This window comes from Rhizobium phaseoli (genome assembly GCF_003985125.1).
In the GTDB taxonomy this organism is placed as follows: Bacteria; Pseudomonadota; Alphaproteobacteria; order Rhizobiales; family Rhizobiaceae; genus Rhizobium; species Rhizobium phaseoli.
Window position 1 is genome coordinate 68336 of the sequence record NZ_ML133579.1, and the last position, 23185, is coordinate 91520.

Genomic DNA, 23185 nt, shown 5'->3' on the forward strand with positions numbered 1-23185 from the left:
AAGATCGCGACGTGCTTTAGGGTCAGATCCGTCCCATGGCCGAGGCCATCGAAAACAAGGCGATTCCCGTCGCCGTCGCCGCGTTAAGGCTATCGAGCTCGTCCGATTGCGGGATGCGCGCGCTTTGAAAGCGGGCAAGCAGCGCCTCCGGCAAGCCCTCCCCCTCCGTGCCGACGACGAGTGCCATGCGTGCGGCAGCCGGAATGGCGCGAATGTCCGTTTTCCCATGCGGTGAAAGCGTCCAGATGGCAAAGCCCCGTTCGGCAAGCGCCAGGAGCAGATCCAGTGCCTTGCCGCCACGCCGGTGTGGAACGCGCAGCACCGATCCGACGGAGACACGCAGGGCTTTGCGATAAAGAGGGTCACAGGAAGTTTCGTCGAGCAGGACGGCGTCTGCCCGGAAGGCGGCGGCGTTGCGGAACATCGAGCCGGCATTGTCGTGATTGGAAATGCCGCAGCCGACGAGGACCAGCGCCCTCTCCGGCAGGGCGTCAACGAGTGCTGCCCCGTCACGCTCCTCCCGCCGGCCAAGCGCGAGTACGCCGCGATGCAGGTGAAAACCGACGATGCCGGCGAGTGCGTCAGCCTCGGCAACATAGACAGGCACGTCGGCCGGAAAGCGGTCCAGGATCGGCAGGATGCCCGCGACGCGGTTGCGCAGCAGCAGGATCTTTTCGGCGCGAAAGCCGCGGCCTTCCGCATGCGCCTCGGCGAGCATTCTAAGCACGACGGTCCCCTCTGCGATGAAGCGGTTTTCACGCCCGGTCAGATCGCGCTCTCGGATGTCGCGGAATTCCGCGACGCGCGGATCGTCGGCATTCGCGATGGCGATCGGGGGAGCGGCCATGGCGGCCTCAATTGCCCGTGACGGTCAGGTCAGCGACCGTGCGGCCGGTCCGGAGATCGAAGATCAGCGCCTTGCCCTTGCCCTCGACGGTCTCGCCGTAAAACAGGATCTGTCCCGCCGAGAATGAGGTCGACTGCACCTTGAAACCCAGCGGCAGCGAAACGGTCGCCGCAAGCGGCGCATCCGCGGGCACACCGGAGGCGGCGGCAGTGGGAGCCGTCTCCTTCGGCTCGCGCATCGTCTTGTAGACAACCGCGCCGAAGACCGCCATAAGGCTCACGAACATGATGGCGCCGGAAACGATCTGCAGGCGGACCATCTTGCGCCGGACACTTTCCATCGCCGGATCAAGGGGCTTCTCTTCCTGGTCGTCTGGCTCGATTGCTGTCATCTGTGCGTCCCGTTCTAAAAATACGTCGGAGAAGAAGCGTCTTGAGCGACCCCTTTAAACAAGCAGTTGGCATTAGAAAAGTCCTGACCGCCGATGAAACCGCCGAAGGCCGGCTCGACGCCTGGCTGACGGCGCAGCTCGGCGAGGAGTTTTCCCGCAGCCGGATCAAGGTCCTCATCAAGGACGGCCAGGTTTCTATGCGCGGCCAGCTCATCACCGATCCACAGCGCAAGGTGCGCGTCGGCGACAGTTTCGAGATCACCCTGCCCGAGCCGGAAGACCCGACGCCGCGGGGCGAGGATATTCCGCTCGATATCCTCTATGAGGACGATGACCTTATCGTCATATCGAAACCGGCCGGCCTGGTCGTCCACCCCGGCTCCGGCAACTGGACGGGAACGCTGGTCAACGCGCTGATCCATCATTGTGGCGCAACACTCTCCGGCATCGGCGGCGTGCGCCGCCCCGGCATCGTCCACCGTCTCGACAAAGACACGACAGGCGTCATGGTCGTCGCCAAGAACGACGTTGCCCATCGCCACCTCTCACTCCAGTTTGCCGACCATGGCCGCACCATGCCGCTGGAGCGGGCCTATCAGGCCATCGTCTGGGGCCGGCCCCGGTCGCTGACAGGCACGGTCGACGCGCCGCTCGGCCGCGCCACCGGCGATCGCACCCGCCGCGCCGTCAAGCGCCGCGACAGCCAGGACGCCGACGAGGCAATCACCCACTATGAGGTGATCGAGCGCTTTCACGAAACCCCGGACGCGACGGCGCTCGCCTCGCTGGTCGAGTGCCGCCTCGAAACCGGCCGCACCCATCAGATCCGTGTGCACATGGCCCATATCGGCCACCCGCTGCTCGGCGATACGGTCTATGGAGCCGGCTTCAGGACGAAGGCCAATCTGTTTCCTGAAGAGATCCGTGAGGTGGTCAACAGGTTCGACCGCCAGGCGCTGCATGCCTTCATGCTGCAATTCGAGCATCCACGCAGCGGCGAACTCATGCATTTCGAGGTACCGCTGCCGGACGACATGGTGGAACTTGTCGAGGCATTGCGGAGTTAGAGGGGACCGCGGAATTCCGCCTCCCCCGTCTCACACCTGCGTGAGCGGCGCCTTGAACCGCCGTTTCGCCATACTTATCTGTATATGGACTTAGTGCGGGCTTGGGTAGAAAGCCGCACGTCCCGGTTTGCCTTTTCGACGCGGGGACGCGTTTTCATCGGGAACCGGAATTCACTTTAGGAGGGTGCACTATGGCCCGAAATACCTTGCCGTCCATTACCGCCGGCGAAGCCGGCCTCAATCGTTATCTCGACGAAATCCGCAAATTTCCGATGCTCGAGCCGCAGCAGGAATATATGCTGGCCAAGCGTTATGCCGAGCATGGCGACCGCGACGCCGCCCACAAGCTCGTCACCAGCCATCTGCGCCTCGTCGCGAAGATCGCCATGGGTTATCGCGGCTACGGCCTGCCGATCGGCGAAGTCGTCTCCGAAGGCAATGTCGGCCTGATGCAGGCTGTCAAGAAATTCGATCCGGAGCGCGGCTTCCGCCTCGCCACCTATGCCATGTGGTGGATCAAGGCCTCGATTCAGGAATATATCCTGCGGTCGTGGTCGCTGGTGAAGATGGGGACGACCGCAAACCAGAAGCGTCTGTTCTTCAACCTGCGTCGGCTGAAGGGCCGCATTCAGGCGATCGACGATGGCGACCTGAAGCCGGAGCACGTATCGGAAATCGCCACCAAACTGAACGTCTCGGAGGAGGAGGTCATTTCGATGAACCGCCGCCTCTCCGGCGACGCCTCGCTGAACGCGCCGATCAAGGCGGCCGAAGGCGACAGCGGTCAGTGGCAGGACTGGCTTGTGGATGATCACGACAGCCAGGAAGACGTGCTGATCGAGCAGGACGAGCTCGAAACCCGCCGGCGCATGCTGAGCAAAGCAATGAGCGTGCTGAACGAACGCGAGCGCCGCATCTTCGAGGCCCGCCGCCTCGCCGAGGAGCCGGTGACCCTGGAAGACCTTTCGGCCGAGTTCGACATCAGCCGCGAACGCGTCCGCCAGATCGAGGTTCGCGCCTTCGAGAAGGTGCAGGACGCTGTCCGCAAGGAAGCCCTCGAACGCGCCAAAGCCGTCCGCGTCGTCGAAGCCACGGCCTGATAAGGTCAATCTAAGAATTGGAACGCCATCTCCTTACGCGGGAGATGGCGTTTTTGTGTCTGAGGTGGATGCACCGAGAGGAAGCGGGTGACCGGATGAAGGGGAGCGCGAGCGAGGGCAAGGAAGAACTCCCTTGCCCATAACCACCTCACTGGCTCGTCGAAACATCCCCAAGCGCGGTCCATTCCTTGATCGCGGTATTGAAGGCATCCGTTCCCGTGCCGCCCTTGTCCATCGTCAGCAGCGCGCGGCGGCCGTTGCGGTAGGTGATCGGGATATCAATCCAGTTGCGGGTCGACATCAGGTCGAGATTGGCCTTGCGCGCATCGGGATAATCGTTGAGCGCGATCATGTGGAAATCGTCGGTGATCTTGGCCGGAACCGCAATCAGCGCGTCGCCGCGATCTTGTTCCGTGCGCTTCATCGAGATGCGCTGGACGCTGTCGATGCTGCCGCCTTCAAAATTGGGCGGCACCGAGAAGACGATCTCGACAAGATGGCTTGCCGGCAGCGACGGATCGGAGTTGCGCTTGAAGGTGACGAGAGCCGAGAGATTACGCTCGGGAACGGTGACATTGCCCTGCACCGTCGCCTCCTGCCGGCCACCCTGCCCGGCCTCGTGCTGGACGCTCCAGACGACCGTTCCCTCGATCGCCGTCGGCGAGCTCTGACCGATACGCTCCTCGTAAAGGAACATCTTTTCCGACGAGCCAACCGGGGCGGTCTGCTGCGGCGATGCCGCAGGACCGTTCGGCGTCAGCGTTTCCGGCCGGGCCGCATCGCCTTGCGCGCTGGCAGCCGGCGTATCCGCAGCCGCGACATTCTGCTCGGCCACCGATTTCCCTTCGGCGGTCGGCGTTCCCGGCACGGCCGCCGGGCCGCTGTCGACTTCGCTTCCATCGGAAAGCAGTCGCTGGGTGAATTTGGAATTGGCCGCCGCGCCGTCATTGTTCAATGATGCCACTTGCTGGTTCGGCTGTGCCGGTGCTGGTGCTGGCGCCGCTGGCGTATTCTGCGCTTCAGGCGTAGTTGGCTGGGCTGGCGGCGGCGTGCTCGGCGAAGCTGGCGTTTCGGAGCTCGCCGGCGTCATGGCCGCCTCGTTCTTCGTGGCCTGCGACGGCGCAGAGCTGACAAGCCCGTCGACCATTGCCACCAGCGCCTCTCTGTTCATCCAGCCGGCATAGGCGCCGCCGCCGATCAGGATAAGCGCGAAGATGAGGGTGATTATCGTGCCGATGCCGAAACGCCGCCGCTTCGGTTCCATGCGGAAATTCTTGCCCTGCAGCTTGGCGGCGACAATCTGGTCGATATCCATCGCCGGATTGGCGTCGTCATCGTCAGCGGCGACCGAACCGCGGCGGTCATAACCACGCAGTGCCTTGGCTTCGCGCCATGCCTCGGCCGGCGCGGCGGCGGGCGCAGCCTTGCCATCGTGCACTTCAGCAAAGATGTCGACGCCGTCGAAATGCGAGGAAACCGGTGTCTTCTTGTTGCTGCCGGCCTCGATCGGCGGCAGATCGTCGAAGGCGGCCGTTTCCCAGGAGAAACTTTCCTTGGCAGCCGGCATGACGGCCGCCGGTGCAATTTTCTCGAGGCTCGATATCACCTCTTCGAAGGCGCGCGCCGAGGTGTCGGCGGCGACCGGAGCAGTTTCCGAATAGTGCCGAAGCTCCTCTTCCGCCCATTCGGTCTCGGCATCCTTCGGCGCCGGAGCCGGTGCTTCGGCAGCCGGCTCTGTCCAGACCGGGTCAAAATGCGCAGCCGCATCCGCCTGCAGCGGCGCCTCTTGGCTATGTTCGACGAATTCCTGCGCGCGACTGAAATCGGCGACCGGCTCGACCAGCCGGTTGGACGCGTGCTCTATGCCGCGCGTGACCGGCTGAAACGATTCGATGGGCTCGTAAGCCGCCTCGGCCTTCGGCTCGTGGCTTTCAATGGTCGCCGGTTCGGCCGCGACCTCCTCGGCTTCCGCCGGATGCTGCTCGTCGGCACGATCTTCGTCGGCTTGCTCGTAGCCATGCCCGGCAGGCGACGGTTCGAAGCCGCCATGGTCAGACACCACCTCTTCGGCAGCGACCTCACGCACCTCGCCGGCATGCCACTCCTCGGCCGGCGCCTCCTCCTCATGGGAGGGATGCCAGTATGGCTCAGGAGGCGCTTCCGTCTCGGTGGAAACTGGTATTTCAACGAACGCGGGCTCTGCAGGCTGCGGTTCGGCAGGCTCGACATCCTCGGCCACGACCTCTTCCGCAGCTTCCTGCGGTGCGGCGGGTTCGACGCGATCGGGCTCATCGACGACCTCGGCCGCCGGCGGCTCTGTATCGGCTTGATCGACCGGCTCGTCGACGGCCGGCTGCGCCACAGGCGCCGGTTCGCTTTCACCGTGAGCCGCGTGTTCCTCGACGGGCTCGGGCGCGGCGATGGCCACAGCCGCCTCATCGAGCGACAGCGCCTCGGAGTGTTCACCCTCCACTTCGCGGATGGCGGCCTCGAGCTTTTCGAGCTGGCGTTGCAGCATGGCTTCCGGCGGACGCGGCTTCATGTTCTCGAGCTGCCGCTGCACTGCGCCGCGAGCACGTTCGTAGACCTTTACCCGCATCTCGGGGGTATTTTCGGCCAGGCCGTCGACGGCTCGCCGAATAACTGCAATAAAATCCGCCATCAGTACTTTCTCAAGAAGTCCGGTACTCTCCCGAACCTATCCTCCGCAGTGACCGGTGACCTTAATCCTCAAACGGATCGGTCACAAGTATCGTGTCGTCCCGCTCCGGGCTGGTGGACAGGAGCGCGACAGGCGCCCCGATCAACTCTTCGACCTGGCGAACATATTTGATCGCCTGTGCCGGAAGATCTGCCCAACTGCGGGCGCCGACGGTCGATTCCTTCCAGCCCTCCAGCGTGATATAGATCGGTTCGACCCTAGCTTGCGCTCCCTGGCTTGCGGGAAGATGATCAATCTGTTCGCCGTCGAGCATATAGCCGATGCAGATCTTCAGTTCCTCGAGGCCGTCGAGCACATCGAGCTTGGTGAGCGCGATGCCGGTGATGCCGTTGGTGGCGACCGACTGGCGAACCAGGGCAGCGTCGAACCAGCCGCAGCGGCGCTTGCGCCCTGTCACGACGCCGAACTCATGACCCTTTTGGCCGAGAAACTCTCCGATCTCATCCTTCAGTTCCGTCGGGAACGGGCCTTCGCCGACACGGGTCGTATAGGCCTTGGTGATGCCGAGGATATAACCCAGTGCGCCCGGCCCCATGCCGGAACCGGCCGCGGCCTGACCAGCCACAGTGTTCGAGGAGGTGACGAAAGGATAGGTGCCGTGATCGATATCGAGCAGACTGCCCTGTGCACCTTCGAAGAGGATGCGGGCGCCTCGGCGGCGCTCCTTGTCGAGGAAAAGCCAGACCGTATCGCGGAACGGCAGCACCCGTTCGGCGACCGAGGTCAGTTCGTCCATGATGGTCTGGTGGCTGACTTCGGCGACACCGAGGCCGCGGCGAAGTGCATTGTGATGAGTGAGGATCCGATCGACCTTGCCGGGGAGGCTGTCGAGATCGGCCAGATCCATCACACGGATCGCGCGGCGGCCGACCTTGTCTTCGTAGGCCGGGCCGATGCCGCGGCGCGTCGTTCCGATCTTGGTGCCGCTGTTGGACGCCGCGTCCTCGCGCATCGCGTCCAGCTCCCGGTGCAGCGACAGGATGAGCGTCGCGTTGTCGGCCACGCGCAGATTGTCGGGGGTGATCGTCACACCCTGGCCGGCGAGCTTTTCGATCTCGGCGATCAGCGCATGCGGGTCGACGACGACGCCGTTTCCGATCACCGCCATCTTGCCTGGACGCACGACACCGGACGGCAGCAGTGAGAGCTTGTAGCTCGTGCCGTCGATGACGAGCGTATGACCGGCATTGTGGCCGCCCTGATAGCGCACGACGATATCCGCGCGCTCCGAAAGCCAGTCGACAATCTTGCCTTTGCCTTCGTCACCCCATTGCGAACCGACCACGACTACGTTCGTCATCCAACTCTTCCTGTTACCGGCGCGGAACCGCGCACCTGCTCAAACCCGCGCATCTATAAAGCTTTGTTTTTGGGAAAGCGACCCTGTTGTCACAGACGATTGGGCTTTTTACGTGACAAATCAGCAGTCGGCAGGCTATTTCCCCTGGGAAAACGCCGCTTGTTGATCACCAAAAGACGAGGAACAAACGCTCTTGCAAGCCATGGCCTATATTTGCCTCGTCATCGCCACCCTCTGTTGGGGCGGCAACTCCGTCGCCGGCAAGCTCGCGGTCGGCCATATCAGCCCGATGATGCTCACCTTCCTGCGCTGGTTTCTTGCCGTTGCGCTGATCGCGCTGATCTCGGTGCCGCAACTCAAGAAGGACTGGCCGATCGCCAGGAAAAATCTGCCGCTGCTGCTGTGCTACGGGGCCATCGGCTACACCCTCTTCAACGCCATGCTGTACTCGGCGGTGCAGTATACGACGGCGATCAATGTCGCCATCGAGCAGGCCGGCATTCCCATGCTGATCTTCCTGCTGAATTTCGTCTTTTTCCGCACCGGCATTTCGTTGGCGCAATGCTTCGGCTTTGCAATCACGCTGGTGGGCGTGGCGCTGACCGCCGCCCATGGCGACCTCGCCACGCTGCTGCAGCTGCAGCTCAACCGGGGCGACGGGCTGATGCTGATCGCCATCGTCGCCTATTCGCTCTACACGATCTTCCTGCGCTGGAAACCGCGGGTCGACTGGCGAACGCTGATGGCCTTCCCGGCCTTTGCCGCCATGCTGACATCGCTGCCGCTCCTCCTCTGGGAGGCAGGCCGAGACGCGGCGCAATGGCCCGATCAGGCCGGCTGGGGCATCACTCTCTACACGGCGATCTTCCCCTCGCTGCTGGCGCAGATTCTCTACATCAAGGGCGTCGAGGCAATCGGCGCCAACCGGGCCGGCCTGTTCATCAATCTGGTGCCGGTATTCGGAACCCTGCTCTCCGTCGCCTTGGTCGGCGAGACGCTGCAGTCCTTCCATATGGTCTCGCTGGCCCTGACGCTCGGCGGCATCGCCATCGCCGAAAAAGGCCGTCCGAAAGCGTCGGCTCCAACGGTGCCCGCCTCGCCGGTGGATTAGACGATCTAGCCAAGCTCCAGCGTCGTCACGCCGAAGACGTGTTTCAATGGGATCGCCGGAGCCGCCCCGCGATACATGCGCATGGTCTCGAACACCGGCTGAAGACCCATGCCTTCGGCAAGTGCCACCGCCTCGCGGTTTTCTGCGGGAATATCGATGAAGACCGTTGCCCCTTTCGCCTCGGGGACCAGTTCGGCAAGCAGTGCTGCGGCGCTATCGGCATCATTGGCAAAGAGCGGGCCGATCTTGTAGCCCTCATAGCAGCGACGGATCGTGCCGTAGCCGCGGATTTTGTGGCTCTTGCGTACGACAGCGGTGCGCCGTCCCTTGCGGCCGGTGCACCAGGCGGCAAGGAAGGCTTCCCGAGGCTGCGGAAAGATCGCCGAATCATAGCGCAGCAGCCCTTCCAGGCGCGAATCCAGCACCGGATGCGCAACGAGAGCCGAGGCCGGCAGCGCGCTGGCGACGCCGCCATAGCGAATGGTGAGGTAAGCGGGTTCGAAGCCGGCCCTGCGGTAATTCTGCTGCTGCGCGGCGACGCCGTCGAGACCGATCGTCCGGCCTTCCGCGGTGGCAATCCCCGCTTCCCAGATCGCCTTGCCGTACCCTTTGCCGCGGAAATCGGGGTGGACGATGTAGAGACCGAGAAAGGCAAAGCTGTCGCCATATTTGACGACCGAGATCGAGCCGACAGGGACTTCGCCGATGGCGCCGACGAAGAATCCCGACGGATCCGCTTCGAGGAATGCCAGCGAATCGTCGAGGCCGGGATTCCATCCCTCCTGACGCGCCCATTCGAGCACGAGCTCCAATTCGCCGGGCCGCATCGAACGAACGGCAAATTCCGAATTCATGCGATCTTCCCAGATTGAATGTCCCGCAAGTCCATCCCGCCAACGGCAAAGCAATTGTCAGGTCACCGCTCCCCCGATCGCAGCCGCGAATGATGGAGAAGCCGCACTGATGGTCTTGACGACGCGTATAATCATTTTCGTTGCAATGCAGAAAGCTTCATTTCCGCATTACCATGAAACAATGCCGTTGCAAGCTCAAGAAAATTACTTGCCGCTCAATTATCGTCCAGCCGGTAAACAGCACGCAATTCCACCGACATTAGCCGCCTATCGCTGCCTTGTGTTTTCCGGCCCCGCCCGCCGCCGACGAGAACAGCCGGTCCGTCTCGATTGCCGGCATGGGATAGCCAAACGCATAGCCCTGCAGGCCATCGCAGCCGAGCTGCGCCAGCACCGTGGCATGCGCCTCGGTCTCAATGCCCTCGGCGATCACCTCGACATCGAGCGCCTTGGCGATTTCGACGATCGAACCGACCACGCGCCGCTGCTCATCCGAGCTGACAACCTCGGCAACGAGTTGCCGGTCGATTTTCAGCCGCTTCGGCCGCAGCTTGACGAGACCGATGAGCGAGGCGTGGCCCGATCCGAAATCGTCGATTTCGATGTCGATGCCCAGCTGTTTGATATCATCGATATGATCGAGCAGGGTCTCGTCGCTGTCGTCGAGGAAAATCGTCTCGACCAGCTCGAAGACAATTGCGCCGGGCGGAATGTCGAGTTTTTTCAGCTTGCCGAGCAGCGCCGGATCGGCAAGCCGCGACGCCGAAATGTTGACGGCGATGCGCGGAACCGCAAGGCCAAGCAACTGCCAGATCTGTCGGTCCTCGAGAACACGTTTCAAGATCGCTGCATCGATTTCCGCCGCAAGCCCGTGTTCGTCGGCAATCTTCAGAAATACGCCGGGGGCGAGCACACCCTTCTCAGGATGTTTCCAGCGCGCCAACGCTTCGAAGCCTATAACCTGACGCGTTGTGGCGCAGAGTTGCACTTGATAATAGGGAATGATCTCGCCGCGCTCCAGCCCGAGCTTCAGCTCTTCGACCAGTCGACGCTTGGCTCGCAGATCCTCCTGCAGTTGCCGCGTGAAGAATTCGATGCGGTTTCGCCCAAGCTGCTTGGCTTGGTAGAGCGCCAGGTCGGATTCGGCCAGCAGGTTGCGCGCCCGCCGATCACCGCTCCACGATACGCCGATCGAAGCCCCGGATTGCAGCATCTCGTGGCCGAAACGGATCTTTTTCCGCAGCCGCCGCTGAACATCCTCCGTGATCCGTTTCAGCTCGGCGAGATCGGTGAAATTGACCAGCACGACGACGAACTCGTCACCGCCGACACGGGCGACCATGCCGTTTGCGGGAATGGCGGCGGCGATGCGAAGGGCTGCGGCCTTGAGCACCGCGTCGCCGGCCGCATGGCCGTGGCTGTCGTTGATCTGTTTGAACTGGTCGATATCGAGATGCAGCACGCCAAGCGTCGCGACGCTCCTGTCCGCCGGCAGCTCCGCCAGCCGCTTGTCGAGAAGGCGCCGGTTCGGCAAGCCGGTGAGATAATCGTGATCGGCCACGTGCTCGATACGCGCATTGCTTTCCGCAAGCGCCAGCGCCCGCGCCTCTGCCATCATCTTCTGTCGTGCAAGCTCGGCGTTGAGCTGCACGTCGGCCGTCACATCCCACTCGGCGCCGATGAAGGAGGGCGCCCCCTCCGCATCCACATAAAAATGCGCCCGCGAGCGAAGATGCCGGATTTCGCCGCTCGGCAACACGATCCGGAATTGCGAGTCATAGGCGCCGCGCGCGGCGATGGCCTGCTCGAAATCACGTTCGGCCCGTTCGCGATCGTCGGGATGGATCGCATCCGACCAGAACCATGCCGGCACTTGCCGACACGTTTCGCCGGTCGCGTAGAGGCGGTGCATCTGTGCGTCCCACAAGATCCCGTCCTTGGCGATGCAGTGCTCCCAGACACCGATCCGGGATGCGTCGAGAGCGAGTTCGAGCCGGCGCAGAAGATCCTGAAACTCTTGTTCGGATCGTGTGGCTTTTTTTTCTGGCAACACGGCCTCAGCCTTAGAAGCTTGCATAATTGCAATATGGTCTTCAGCCGGCATTAAGGAAGCCTTGTCTTATAGACCGAACAAATGACGAGGTGAAATCTTCGTTACGGCTTTCCCCTTTTGGATCAACGGACTTGCGATCTGCTGCGGCTTCGGGATCAATGATTATGTCTCGGTGGTTTTTTCGCGATCTGGCGGAATTCCGCCGCCCCTTCCAGAACGGCGCCGTCCGCCAACTGCGTGACGGAACGACGGTAGATTTGTTGCCACGGCGTCGCATCTGCCGGCACCGGCGGAATGCCCTCGCCTTTGCGCCGCTCGATCTCGGCGCCATCCACCAGCATGTCGCAGCGCCCGTGGTTGAAGTCGATGCGGATCGTGTCGCCGCTGCGAAGCCAGGCAAGGCCGCCGCCGGCAGCGCTCTCCGGCGAAGCGTTGAGGATCGAGGGGCTGTCCGCCGTACCCGATTGACGGCCGTCGCCGATCGTCGGCAGGCTGCGGATGCCACGTTTCAGAAGATGGTCCGGCGGTTGCATATTGACGACCTCGGCCGACCCTGGCCAGCCGAGCGGCCCGGCACCGCGGATCACCAGGATGGTATTCTCGTCGATGCCGAGTGCGGGATCATTGACGCGACGATGATAATCTTCCGACCCGTCGAAGACGACCGCCTTGCCCTCAAAGACGCCTTCTCGCCCCGGCTCCTGGAGATAGCGCTGGCGAAAATCCTCTGACACCACGCTCATCTTCATGATGGCGAAGTCGAAGAGATTGCCCTTGAGAACGAGGAAACCCGCCCGCTCCTTCAGCGGCGCATCGAATGGCCGGATGACCTCGCGGTCGCTCGCCTCCCGGCCATTTAGGTTCTCGGCCATCGTCCTGCCCGTCACCGTGCGACAGTCGCCGTCGAGTTTTCCGGCCTGCAGCAGCTCCCACATGATCGCCGGCGTGCCGCCGGCGCGGTGATAACGCTCGCCGAGATAGGCGCCGGCCGGTTGGACATTGGCCAGCAGCGGGATATCGAAGCCATGCACCTGCCAGTCATCGGGATAGAGCTCGACGCCGGCATGTTTGGCCATCGCCGCAAGATGCGGCTGCGCATTGGTCGAGCCGCCGATCGCCGAATTGGTACGGATGGCATTGAGGAAAGCCGCGCGTGTCAGGATATCCGACGGCTTCAGGTCCTCGAACACGATCTCGACGGCGCGCCGTCCGGTGCGGTAGGCCATCTGGCCGCGCTCGCGATAAGCAGCCGGAATAGCGCCGCATCCGGTGAGCGACAGACCGAGCGCTTCGGCGAGCGCATTCATCGTCGAAGCAGTGCCCATCGTATTGCAATGGCCGACGGATGGAGCCGAATCGAGGGCCGCCTGCAGGAATTCCTCGCGATCGATCTCGCCTGCTGCATATTTCCGCCGCATCCGCCAGATCACCGTGCCGGAGCCCGCCAGTTCCCCCTCGTGCCAGCCGTCGAGCATCGGTCCGCCGGAGAGCACGATCGCCGGAATATCGACCGTCGACGCCGCCATGATCGCCGAAGGCGTGGTCTTGTCGCAGCCGGTGGTCAGCACCACGCCATCGAGCGGGTAGCCGTAGAGGATCTCGACGAGACCGAGATAGGCGAGATTGCGGTCGAGCGCGGCCGTCGGGCGCTTACAGTTCTCGAAGATCGGATGTGTGGGAAATTCGATCGGAATGCCGCCGGCATCGCGAATGCCGTCGCGCACTCGCTTGGCGAGTTCGATATGCACCCGATTGCAGGGTGTAAGATCGCTGCCGCTCTGGGCAATCCCGATGATCGGCTTGCCGGAGCGCAATTCTTCCGGCGTGATGCCGTAATTCATGAAACGCTCGAGGTAGAGCGCTGCCATATCGATATGGTCGGGATTGTCGAACCAATCCTGCGAACGCAGGCGGCGTTTCCTGGTTTGGCTGTCCGTCATTACCATCCTCCCGATCGGCCATACTTCTCCTCGAAGTCGAGAAGCGAAGGCTTCAGCCCGTCCCACCATCTCCCGCAAGCGCTCCGGCCTTGCCGGCGTTGCCTATCCAGATGGCAGAGGTAAGGCTCGCGCCGATCCTCCCAGCTGTTATCCGTCTTTGATAGTCCCCTCGTCCATGGTTGCAACCGTTTTGATGCACGTAACGCATTTTTGTCGGATGGCCGAAAAACGATACGGGCGAGAACCGAAGTTCCCGCCCGATTTACTCGACAAAGGAAGGTTGAATTCCGTTTATTCGGCCGCGAGCCGGATGACCTCGGCCTCTTCCTCCTTGTGCTCGTCCGGCTTGTGTTGGACCAGCGGGCGGTTGCCCGTCATCCGGCGCAGCAGCACGTAGAACACCGGCGTCATGAAGATGCCGAAGAAGGTCACGCCGATCATGCCCGAGAACACCGCGACACCCATGGCGGCGCGCATTTCCGAGCCGGCGCCGGTGGAGGCGACGAGCGGCACGACGCCCATGATGAAGGCCATGGAGGTCATGAGGATCGGCCGAAGACGAAGGCGGCTGGCCTCGACCGCGGCCTCGCGCGGCGTCCTGCCTTCGAACTCCAGTTCGCGGGCGAATTCGACGATGAGGATCGCATTCTTCGCCGATAGGCCGACAAGCACCACGAGACCGATTTGGGTGAAGATGTTGTTGTCTCCACCGGTCAGCCAGACGCCCGTCAGCGCCGCCAGCACACCCATCGGCACGATCATGATGATCGCAAGCGGCAGCGTCAGGCTCTCATACTGGGCGGCCAGCACCAGGAAGACGAGCAGCAGCGCCAGCGGGAAAACGACCACGCTCGAATTGCCGGCGAGAATCTGCTGGTAGGTCAGATCCGTCCACTCGAAGTCGATGCCCGAGGGCAGGGTCTCGTGCAGGATCTTCTCGATTGCCGCTTGCGCCTGGCCGGAGGAGAAGCCCGGTGCCGGACCGCCGTTGATATCGGCGGCGAGGAAGCCGTTGTAACGGTTGGCGCGCTCCGGACCGGTGCTCGGTTCGACCTTCAACAGGGCCGAAAGCGGGATCATCTCGCCCGACGCCGAACGGACCTTCAACTGGCCGATATCTTCCGGCTGGGCGCGGAATTTGGCATCGGCCTGCACACGGACGCTGTAGGTGCGGCCGAAGGCGTTGAAGTCGTTCACATAGAGCGAACCGAGATAGATCTGCAGCGTCTGGAAGACATCGGTGACGGAAACTCCGAGCTGCTCGGCCTTCGCACGGTCCAGATCGGCATAGAGCTGCGGCACGTTGATCTGGAAGCTGGAGAACAGCCCGGCAAGTTCAGGCGTCTGATAGGCCTTGGCAAGCACGGCCTTGGTCGCCTCGTCGAGCGCCTGGTTGCCGAGACCGGCGCGATCCTCGATCTGCAGCTTGAAACCGCCCGTCGTGCCGAGACCGTTGACCGGCGGCGGCGGGAACATGGCGATGAAGGCGTCCTGGATGGCGCCGAATTTCTGGTTCAGCGCCATGGCGATGGCGCCACCCGAGAGATCCGGCGTCTTGCGCTCCTCGAAGTCCTTCAGCGTCACGAAGACGATGCCCGCGTTCGAGGAATTGGTGAAGCCGTTGATCGACAGGCCCGGGAAGGCGATGGCATTGGCAACGCCCGGCTGGGCGAGCGCAATATCGGTCATCCGTTTGATGACGTCTTCTGTACGGTCGAGGCTTGCGGCATCCGGCAGCTGGGCAAAGCCGATCAGATACTGCTTGTCCTGCGAGGGCACGAAGCCACCCGGAACGGTGGTGAACATGCTGTAGGTCGCGCCGACCAGCGCCAGGTAGACCACCATGACGATGCTCTTGCGCGACACCAGGCCGCCGACGCCCTTGCCATAGGCATTCGAGCCGGCGCCGAAGACACGGTTGAAGCCGCGGAAGAACCAGCCGAAGATGGCATCCATGAACCGCGTCAGCCAGTCCTTCGGCGCGTGGTGACCCTTCAGGAGAAGGGCAGCGAGCGCTGGGGACAGGGTGAGCGAGTTGAAGGCCGAGATGACGGTCGAGATCGCGATCGTCAGCGCGAACTGGCGATAGAACTGACCGGACAGGCCGGAGATGAAGGCGAGCGGCACGAAGACCGCGACGAGAACCAGGGCGATCGCGACGATCGGACCGGAGACCTCCTTCATCGCCTTGTAGGTCGCCGCCCGCGGCGACAGGCCGTGCTCGATATTGCGCTCGACATTTTCGACCACGACGATCGCGTCGTCGACGACGATACCGATCGCCAACACCAGTCCGAACAGGCTGAGCGCGTTGATCGAGAAGCCGAAGACATACATGACCGCAAAGGTGCCGATGATCGAGACCGGAACCGCGATCAGCGGAATGATCGACGCGCGCCATGTCTGCAGGAACAGGATCACGACGAGGACAACGAGCGCGATGGCTTCGAGCAGGGTATCGATGACCTTCTCGATCGAGGCGCGCACGAACTTCGTCGTATCGTAGACGATCTCGTATTTGACGCCCTCGGGCATGGCGAGCTGCAGCTGGTCCATGGTCGCGCGCACATTGTCGGCGATCTCGATGGCGTTCGAACCGGGCGCCTGAAGAACGGCGACGGCAACGGCCGGCTTGCCGTCGAGCAGCGAGCGCAGCGTATAGTCGGCCGCCCCGAGCTCGATGCGGGCGACATCGCGAAGGCGGGTGATCTCGCCGCTGGCGCCCGTCTTCACGATGATGTTGCCGAACTCTTCGGGCGTGCGCAGGCGCCCTTGCGCATTCACGTTGAGCTGCAGATCGACGCCCGGCTGGCTGGGCGACGCGCCGATGATGCCGGCGGCGGCCTGGACGTTCTGCGAACTGATGGCATTGCTGATATCGCTGGCGGCGAGATCATGCTCGGCCGCCTTCTGCGGATCGATCCAGACGCGCATCGAATAGTCGCCGGCGCCGAAAACCTGCACCTGGCCAACGCCCGGAATGCGGGCGAGCCGGTCCTTGACGTTGAGGGTCGCGTAGTTGCGCAGATAAGTGATGTCGTGACTATCGCCGTCCGAGACGAGATTGACGACCATGATGAAGTCGGGCGAGCTTTTGACCGTCGTAATGCCCAGTGCGCGCACTTCCGCGGGCAGGCGCGGTTCGGCCTGGCTGACGCGGTTCTGCACGAGCTGCTGCGCCTTGTCGGGATCGGTGCCGAGCTTGAAGGTGACGGTGACGTTGAGCACGCCGTCCGACGTCGCCTGGCTCGACATGTAGAGCATGCCCTCGACGCCGTTGATCTGCTCTTCGAGCGGTGTCGCCACCGTTTCGGCGATGACGCTCGGGTTGGCGCCGGGATAGGTGGCGCGCACGACAACCGATGGCGGCACGACTTCAGGATATTCGGAAATCGGCAGCGCCCTGAGGCCGATCAGGCCGGCAACGACAATGAGGACCGAAAGCACGCCGGCAAAAACCGGGCGGTCGACAAAGAATCTGGAGATGTTCATATCAAAGCCCTCTCCGGGGTGAACATGGATGCAAAATCCCTGTCCGGCAGCTTGGGAGCCACCGGCAGGTCATATCATTTCGGGCATAGACCCTCCCCGGGCGAGGCATCGCTTGCCCCGGGAACGGCGCAGTCTTACTGAGCGGTCGCGACCTTCTCTTCCATCTGCGGGATGACGACGGCGCCCGGACGGATACGCTGCAGACCGTTGACGACGATCTTCTCGCCGGCGTTCAGGCCGCTTTCGACCACCCGCTGACCGTCTGATAGCGTGCCGAGCTGTACCTGCCGGTAGGCCACCTTGTTCTCGCCGTCGACGACGAAGACGAACTTCTTGTCCTGGTCGGTGCCGACGGCACGGTCACTGATGACGATCTTGTTCTCCGCCTTCGGCTGGCCCATGCGCACCCGCACGAACTGCCCGGGGATCAGACGCCCGCCCGGATTGTCGAAGACGGCGCGCACGCCGATCGTGCCGCTTGATGCATCGACCTCATTGTCGATCAGCTGCAGCTTGCCCTTGATCGGTGTGCCGCTGTCGGCCAGCGTGCCGACCTCGACCGGGATCTGTTCGACCGGCGGCAGAGCGCTGTCGGTCTGCGGCAGCTGGGCAAGGGCGCGCGTCACCATCTCTTCGCTGGCATTGAAGCTCGCATAGATCGGATCGACCGAAACGAGCGTCGTCAGCGCCGGCGAAGCCGAGCCGGCTGCAACCAGATTGCCAGCGGTCACCTCGATCTTGCCGATGCGGCCGGACACCGGCGCCCGCACCTCGGTATAATCGAGATCGAGCTGGGCCGACTGCAATGCCGCCTGCGCCGAACGCAATCCTGCCTGCGCCTCGGCCAGCGCGCTTTGGCGCTGATCGAGATCGCTCTGGGAGATGGTGCGGTTGTCGGAAAGCCTGCGGCCGCGATCGAGTTCGGTCTGCGCCAGGCTGACCTTGGCTTCGGCCGAAGCGACCTGGCCCTGCGCCTGCGCCACGCTCGCCTGATAGGGAGCGGGATCGATGGTGAAGAGCAGATCGCCCTGCTTGACCAGCGCCCCTTCGCGGAAGGCCACAGACAGGATAGCACCGGCGACGCGGGAGCGAACCTGGACACGGTCGACGGCTTCGAGGCGGCCGGAGAAACTCTCCCAGGCCGTCACGTCGCGCGCCACGACGACGGCAACTGTCACCGGCACGGCTGGAGGCTGCGCCGGCGCGGACGCGGCCGTGGCGGTCGTGCTCATCGGCAATTCGAAAAACAATGCAGCGCCGGAAACCGACGCAATAAGGCCTATGCCGGCGCCCACCAGGGCCCAGCGCTTGCTTCTGGACGTCATCAGTACTCTCCTTGCGGCCTCAAGCCGCCGAAATATCAGATCTTCTTCAATGCAATTGCGGTTGGACGCTTACGTCCTGAAGGAAACTTCCGAAATGGCGGCTGACGTGTTCCTGCCAATCGGGCATTTCCCCGGATTTCCCACCATAAATCGAGGGCCAGCCCGTCCCGGCGGGAAGGACATGCTGGCGCACACCGACACCGGCCTTTTTCAGGCGGGCGCCGTAACCAATTGTTTCGTCGTGCAGAGGATCGTCCTCGGCGGTAAAGATCAGCGCCGGAGCGACGCCTGAAAGACGCGAACAGAGGCAAGGTGCTGCGTAAGGGTGGCAGCCGCCACCGCTTAGGTAGTGACTCCAGCCTTCTGTCCAGCGCTGGCGCATGCCGATGGCTTCCGCCTTGCGGATCGAAGAGGTGCCCATGAAGGGATCGAGCAGCGGCGAGATCAGCACCTGACCGTCGAGCGCGTCGGGCAGCTGGTCACGCGCCTTCAGCGCCACTCCGGCAGCGACGTTGCCGCCTGCCTCCTCACCTGCAACGAACAGCAGCGACTTGCGGTCACCAAGACCGGCTGCGCGCTTGTTGGCGAGATAGGTGAAAACGGAAAAGGAAACTTCCAGCACTTTCGGAAACAGATTGCCGGACAGACTGCTGTAATCGACGGCGGCGACGATGGCGCCGGCCTTGGCGAGGCTGATCGCCACCGGCCGATCGACATTTGTCTCCTGATCTTGAAACGCGCCGCCATGCAGATAAAGCACGATCGGCGGCCCCTTGCCGTAATCGGCGCCCTGGTAGATGCGTGCGGAAACGGGGCCGATGGCCACCTTGTCCAGCATCATATCTTTCCATTCCACCGTCATGGCTGCGGCCTCTGTGCGCGTTGCGACAAACAGACAACGCCTGTCGCTTGCATTTTGTCTAAAAAAGATATTGTTATTCAGAAGAGGGAATAAGAAGCGATATCGCGATTACACTGTTCCGATTCTCGAATAATGGTGCAACGCAAACTGCGGACTTGAAACCGATGGATCAGCTTTCGGCAATGCGTGTCTTCATCCGCGTGGTGGAGACGGGCAATTTCACCCGCGCCGCCGACATGCTCGCCATGCCCAAGGCGACGGTGACCAATCTTATCCAGGGCCTGGAGGCGCATCTGCGCACCAAGCTTCTGAACCGTACCACGCGCCGGGTGATGGTGACCACGGATGGCGCGCTTTACTACGAACGCGCCGCCCAGCTTATCTCCGAACTGGAGGAACTCGACGGCAGCCTGTCCAATTCGCAGAGCCTGCCGAGCGGGCGGCTGCGCGTCGAGATGAGCGGCGCCTTTGCTGACGCGATCGTCGTCCCGGCGCTGTGCGACTTTTATCAGCGTTATCCCGATATCCGTCTGGACCTCGGCGTCAGCGACCGCACGGTTGATTATCTGGTCGAAAATGTCGATTGCGCGCTGCGGGCCGGCACGCCCGCCGACCAGTCGCTGATCGCCCGGCGCGTTTCAGAAATGGAACTCATCACCTGTGCTTCGCCGAGCTACATCCAGAAATTCGGCATGCCCGAACGCCCTGAGGATCTGGAGGCAGCACACTACTCGGTCAATTATTTCCGCGCTCAGAACAACCGCACGCTACCCTTCGAATTTCGCAGGGACAACGAGACGATCGAAACCAACCCGCGCTACATCGCCTCCGTCAACGACAGCCGCACCTATCTGACCGCGGCACTGACGGGGCTCGGCGTCGCGCAGGTGCCGACCTTCATGGCGCGCGAACCGATGCGGCGGGGCGAACTCGTCCGCGTGCTGCCGGAATGGCGCCGCGATCCCATCCCGCTCTATGTCGTCTATCCGCCGAACCGCCACCTCAGCAACAAGGTCCGCGTCTTCGTCGACTGGCTCGTGAAGCTTCTGGTCGAGGCCAGGCTGAACGACTATTGACCGGCAAAACAGATACGGCCCGGAAGGAGGGAACCTTCGACGGGCCGCAATATTTGAACATCGGGCCTGTCGCGCCGCAGAACGACGCGGCAGGCTCTGGAGGTTCGGAAGAGAGCGTCAGGGAACTCCACTCTCTCGCGATAAAGCAGTTATATGCACTCTCCATAAGATTGTAAGAGGGAAAACCCACAAGCACTGTTCACATAATCGCGATGACGTCGCCGTCGTCAGACCATACCGCCATTGGCGCGCAGCGTTTGGCCATTGACCCAGCCGCCATCCGGGCCGGCGAGGAAGGCGACCGCCGACGCGATGTCCTCGGGCGTGCCGAGGCGCTCCAGCGGGTTCATCTTCGCCATGCGGGCGACGAGTTCCTCCGATTTGCCGTTGAGGAAAAGATCGGTGGCGACAGGACCGGGCGCAATCGCATTGACAGTGATGGTGCGGCCGCGCATTTCCTTGGCCATGATCGCCGTCAGCGTTTCGACGGCCGCCTTGGTCGCGGCGTAGACGCCATAGGTCTCAAGCTTCAGCCCGACGATCGAGGTCGAGAAGTTGATGACCCGGCCGCCGTCGCGCAAGCGCCTGGCGGCCTCCCTCAGCGTGTTGAAGGTGCCCTTGAGGTTGACGCGGATCTGGCGGTCGAAGGTTTCGTCGTCGGCCTCGGTGAGCGAGGAGAGCATCATGATACCGGCATTGTTGACGAGCACGTCGACGCCGCCGAAGGCGGCTTCCGCGGCATCGAACATGCGACGCACGGCGTCCGCATCGCTGACATCGGCTTTCGCGGTCAGCGCCTCGCCACCGGCCTGCTCGATCTCCCGGGCGAGGTCCTCGGCCGGCGCGGCATTGCCGGAATAGTTGATGACGACGGTAAAACCGTCTCTGGCGAGGCGCTTGGCAACCGCCGCGCCGATACCGCGGGAAGCGCCGGTAACCAGTGCGACCTTGCTGCTTTGGTTGGAAGTCATTGTTCTTCTCCTTCATCTGCGCCGCAGCGCGTTTTCGATGGAAAGAAGATGCGCCTTTTGCTTGAGCGGATAATCGTGCATTCTTCGGCATCATTATCCGGGAAGGGCGAACAAACAGATGGACAGGTTCGATGCCATGCGTGTGTTCTGCCGCGTCGTCGAGCGTCGCAGCTTCACCCTTGCCGCCGAAGATACCGGCCTGCCGCGCTCGACCGTAACCGATGCGGTCAAGCAGCTCGAGGCCCGCCTCGGCGTACGCCTGCTCCAGCGCACCACGCGCCACGTCAGCCCGACGCTCGACGGCGAGGCCTATTACCAGCGCTGCCTGTCGATCCTCGCCGACATCGAGGATGCCGAAGGGGCTTTTGCCGGAGCCAGACCGAAGGGCCTGTTGCGCGTCGACGTGCACGGCACGCTCGCCCGCCACTTCGTGTTGCCAAGCCTGCCGTCATTTCTTGAGACCTATCCCGAGATCGAATTCTATATGAGCGAAGGCGACCGGCTGGTCGATCTGGTGCGCGAAGGCATCGACTGCGTGGTGCGCGTCGGTACGCCTGGGGATAGCGACATGGTCGCCCGCCGTCTCGCCATGCTCGACGAGATCACCCTCGCCTCCCCCGCCTACATCGCCGCCCACGGCCTGCCGCAGCATCCGGACCGGCTGACCGGCCACCGCATGGTCGGCTTCCGCTCCAGCAGCACCGGGACTCTGCTGCCGCTCGAATTCATCGTCGACGGCGCGGTGCGCAATATCACCCTTCCCGCGGCCGTCGCCGTCAACGCCGCCGAAAGCTATATTTCCGCAGCAAGGATGGGCCTTGGCCTGATCCAGATCCCGCGCTATCATGCGGAAAACGATCTCGCCGAGGGAAGGCTGGTTCACGTGCTCGAGAATTTCCCCCTGACCCCGACGCCGGTATCCCTGCTCTATCCCCGCAACCGCCAGCTTTCGCCGCGCGTGCGCGTGTTCATCGACTGGCTGGTGAAGGTCTTCGCTCGACAAAATCCGGAAAGCGGGCATCATTAAAACGCGCCTTGCTAATGTAAGCGCTATTTGGGGAAGGCTATGGCACTCAGCGACATCACTGTCTACCAGACGGAAGACGGTTTCGTCGTCGAATTCGGCGGCGACGGCGAAAACAGCATTGCCGTAACGCTGCGCAGCACGCCCGAATTGACCTCGGAAAATGCGGTCTCCCGCGCCAGAGCCCTGCTTGCGAAAGCGATCGAACCCGCCCATGGCGACGGCGCGCGCAGCAAGGATCCCGCCCTGCTCGAAGAAGAACTGGAAGAGGGCCTGGAAGATTCCTTCCCGGCTAGCGATCCGGTGTCGGTGACGGTCTCCTCGATCCCGATGCGCGATCCGAATGCCGGTCACTGATGCCCGCCCTTCCACTGCGAGCGGTTTTGGGATGACGGCAGCCACGTCGAATGTTATCTGCGTCGGCCATGACCGATGGTGGAACGAAAGCCGGCGCGATCGGCGCCGATGCGCTCGCCGGCGAAAGCCTCAAGGCGTTTTTCGAGCGCGACGCGATCACTGTTGCCCGCGCTCTGCTCGGCTGCCACCTAACCGTCAATGGCGCCGGCGGCCGTATCACCGAGACGGAAGCCTATTTCCCCGATGACGAGGCTTCGCACAGCTTCCGCGGGCCGACCAAGCGCAATGGCGCCATGTTCGGCCGGCCCGGTACTGTCTATATCTACCGCATTTACGGCATGTACTGGTGCTTGAACTTCGTTTGTCATCCCGGATCGGCCGTGCTGATCCGGGCGCTCGAGCCGGAGACCGGAATCCCTTTGATGATGGAGCGGCGCGGCACCGATATGTTGACGGCGCTCTGCAGCGGCCCCGGTAAACTCTGCCAGGCGCTCGGCATCGACATCGAGATCAACGACAGGCTGCTCGACCGCCCGCCCTATGCGCTGACGCCCTCCGCGCCGGTTCCGATCGTTTCGGGAAAGCGCATCGGCATCACCAAAAATGCCGAGGTGCCATGGCGCTTCGGTATCCAGGGATCGCGTTATCTCAGCAAGCCGTTTCGCTGAGCAATACCGGTAACCCTGTGCAGCA

Annotated in this window: 18 protein-coding genes; 7 read left to right on the plus strand and 11 right to left on the minus strand. The window is 62.9% G+C overall.

From position 1 onward, the window contains the following. Positions 1-22: 22 nt before the first annotated feature. On the minus strand, positions 23-847 hold the full coding sequence (locus tag EFD56_RS22195) for a TrmH family RNA methyltransferase (RefSeq protein WP_037141027.1): 825 nt from the start codon (positions 845-847) through the stop codon (positions 23-25). A 7-nt stretch (positions 848-854) separates the two neighbouring features. Further along, positions 855-1238, minus strand: a complete 384-nt coding sequence (locus EFD56_RS22200; RefSeq protein WP_004675735.1) for a hypothetical protein — start codon at positions 1236-1238, stop codon at positions 855-857. A 41-nt stretch (positions 1239-1279) separates the two neighbouring features. On the opposite strand from EFD56_RS22200, the gene EFD56_RS22205 reads away from it, so the two are divergent. Both EFD56_RS22205 and rpoH read left to right on the plus strand, forming a co-directional pair. Beyond that, a complete protein-coding gene (locus EFD56_RS22205) occupies positions 1280-2305 on the plus strand; it encodes an RluA family pseudouridine synthase (RefSeq protein ID WP_126906288.1) in 1026 nt (341 codons plus the stop codon). Positions 2306-2496: 191 nt separating this feature from the next. Continuing rightward, positions 2497-3405 carry an RNA polymerase sigma factor RpoH gene (gene rpoH / locus EFD56_RS22210; protein ID WP_012484996.1) on the plus strand — a complete coding sequence of 303 codons (909 nt, stop codon included), beginning with the start codon at positions 2497-2499 and terminating at the stop codon, positions 3403-3405. Positions 3406-3553: 148 nt separating this feature from the next. Here rpoH and EFD56_RS22215 read toward each other — a convergent pair whose 3' ends face one another. Together EFD56_RS22215 and EFD56_RS22220 are read right to left on the minus strand one after the other, a co-directional pair. Next, positions 3554-6067 (minus strand): hypothetical protein, encoded by a 2514-nt coding sequence (locus tag EFD56_RS22215; protein WP_126906289.1) that lies wholly within the window; start codon positions 6065-6067, stop codon positions 3554-3556. A gap of 61 nt (positions 6068-6128) precedes the next feature. Continuing rightward, positions 6129-7427: an adenylosuccinate synthase gene (locus EFD56_RS22220; RefSeq protein ID WP_004675740.1), complete on the minus strand. Its 1299-nt coding sequence runs from the start codon at positions 7425-7427 to the stop codon at positions 6129-6131. A gap of 193 nt (positions 7428-7620) precedes the next feature. Between EFD56_RS22220 and EFD56_RS22225 the strand changes: the two genes are divergently transcribed. Then, positions 7621-8538, plus strand: coding sequence for a DMT family transporter (locus EFD56_RS22225; protein WP_126906290.1), 918 nt, complete (start codon positions 7621-7623; stop codon positions 8536-8538). Positions 8539-8543: 5 nt separating this feature from the next. On the opposite strand, the gene EFD56_RS22230 is transcribed toward EFD56_RS22225, so the two are convergent. From EFD56_RS22230 to EFD56_RS22255, 6 genes are all read right to left on the minus strand, one after another. Next, positions 8544-9392: a GNAT family N-acetyltransferase gene (locus EFD56_RS22230; RefSeq protein ID WP_126906291.1), complete on the minus strand. Its 849-nt coding sequence runs from the start codon at positions 9390-9392 to the stop codon at positions 8544-8546. Positions 9393-9651: 259 nt separating this feature from the next. After that, positions 9652-11469, minus strand: coding sequence for a putative bifunctional diguanylate cyclase/phosphodiesterase (locus EFD56_RS22235; protein WP_126906292.1), 1818 nt, complete (start codon positions 11467-11469; stop codon positions 9652-9654). Positions 11470-11600: 131 nt separating this feature from the next. Continuing rightward, positions 11601-13385, minus strand: a complete 1785-nt coding sequence (locus tag EFD56_RS22240; RefSeq protein WP_126906293.1) for an IlvD/Edd family dehydratase — start codon at positions 13383-13385, stop codon at positions 11601-11603. Positions 13386-13676: 291 nt separating this feature from the next. After that, positions 13677-16877, minus strand: coding sequence for an efflux RND transporter permease subunit (locus EFD56_RS22245; RefSeq protein WP_126906294.1), 3201 nt, complete (start codon positions 16875-16877; stop codon positions 13677-13679). 134 nt (positions 16878-17011) lie between these two features. Beyond that, positions 17012-18202 carry an efflux RND transporter periplasmic adaptor subunit gene (locus EFD56_RS22250; RefSeq protein WP_126906295.1) on the minus strand — a complete coding sequence of 397 codons (1191 nt, stop codon included), beginning with the start codon at positions 18200-18202 and terminating at the stop codon, positions 17012-17014. A 46-nt stretch (positions 18203-18248) separates the two neighbouring features. Beyond that, entirely contained in the window at positions 18249-19064 is an 816-nt protein-coding gene (locus tag EFD56_RS22255) for an alpha/beta hydrolase fold domain-containing protein (RefSeq protein WP_126906296.1), read from the minus strand. Positions 19065-19228: 164 nt separating this feature from the next. Between EFD56_RS22255 and EFD56_RS22260 the strand changes: the two genes are divergently transcribed. After that, positions 19229-20140, plus strand: a complete 912-nt coding sequence (locus EFD56_RS22260; protein WP_004675751.1) for a LysR family transcriptional regulator — start codon at positions 19229-19231, stop codon at positions 20138-20140. A 227-nt stretch (positions 20141-20367) separates the two neighbouring features. Here EFD56_RS22260 and EFD56_RS22265 read toward each other — a convergent pair whose 3' ends face one another. Next, positions 20368-21111, minus strand: coding sequence for an SDR family oxidoreductase (locus EFD56_RS22265; protein WP_126906297.1), 744 nt, complete (start codon positions 21109-21111; stop codon positions 20368-20370). Between the two features lie 118 nt (positions 21112-21229). On the opposite strand from EFD56_RS22265, the gene EFD56_RS22270 reads away from it, so the two are divergent. The 3 genes from EFD56_RS22270 to EFD56_RS22280 are packed head-to-tail and all read left to right on the plus strand — an operon-like array spanning position 21230 to position 23160. Beyond that, positions 21230-22138, plus strand: coding sequence for a LysR family transcriptional regulator (locus tag EFD56_RS22270; protein WP_064818876.1), 909 nt, complete (start codon positions 21230-21232; stop codon positions 22136-22138). Positions 22139-22177: 39 nt separating this feature from the next. Continuing rightward, positions 22178-22492: a hypothetical protein gene (locus tag EFD56_RS22275; protein ID WP_010004432.1), complete on the plus strand. Its 315-nt coding sequence runs from the start codon at positions 22178-22180 to the stop codon at positions 22490-22492. Between the two features lie 50 nt (positions 22493-22542). Continuing rightward, a complete protein-coding gene (locus EFD56_RS22280) occupies positions 22543-23160 on the plus strand; it encodes a DNA-3-methyladenine glycosylase (RefSeq protein ID WP_126906298.1) in 618 nt (205 codons plus the stop codon). Positions 23161-23185: the final 25 nt, after the last annotated feature.